At 31.8% G+C, this 673-nt stretch carries 1 protein-coding gene; it reads right to left on the bottom strand.

The window, feature by feature from the left end; all coding sequences use genetic code 11:
- Window positions 1–169: 169 nt before the first annotated feature.
- Window positions 170–442, bottom strand: coding sequence for a hypothetical protein (locus CWB85_RS22035; RefSeq protein WP_138556023.1), 273 nt, complete (start codon window positions 440–442; stop codon window positions 170–172).
- Between the last annotated feature and the right edge of the window lie 231 nt (window positions 443–673).

Below are 673 nucleotides of genomic sequence, written 5' to 3'. Positions count from 1 at the left end.
ATTCTAGCGAGCTAAATAAAGCGCTAACTGCGTTATAAATTTTTCATGTAGAACAACTACATGTCAAAATTTACGCCTTGTTATCACGTCATTTATCTGTCGCTATAAATGGTCAGTAACTTAACACGATTGGTATAATAGACAATGTATGCGGCGTTTTTATAGCGCACTAGGCTTTGTCTAGTTTATCAGCTAACTTTTTATCAATTTGTTTTTGTAGCTCGTCCATTGATTTTTCCAAGTTCACATCTAATTTTGTATCTAATCCATTTTCGAATGCTTGCTCTTTCGCTTGCGCTTGTTGTACTACTGATTTTGAGATATGTAAGCTACCTAGTTGTTGCATAACTAGCTCAGGGTTACCTGCTGCCATTACTGAAGAAGTACCAAAAGTAGCGGCGATTAAAAATACTGGTAATGTTTTTTTGATTAAATTTTTCATGATTGAACCCTTTTAATTTTTAAACTTTAAGTTAACTATTAACTGCAAATATTGGCTGCGATTAAATTAGCAGTGAACCGTTTGCTGTTGACGGTGATAAGAATAGCCCTGAAATTTAATAAAGTCGCTTATCTAGTTATGAGCAATTAATTGATAATAGTTTTTTATTTATTATTATTTTAAATCAATGCTTTATTGTTAAACCTTATATTGCAATATAAGGTTAGACTA

The organism is Pseudoalteromonas sp. S1727, assembly GCF_005886375.1.
Classification (GTDB): domain Bacteria; phylum Pseudomonadota; class Gammaproteobacteria; order Enterobacterales; family Alteromonadaceae; genus Pseudoalteromonas; species Pseudoalteromonas haloplanktis.
Note: the sequence above shows the minus strand (reverse complement) of the source record. Positions and strands in the feature narration are given on the sequence as shown.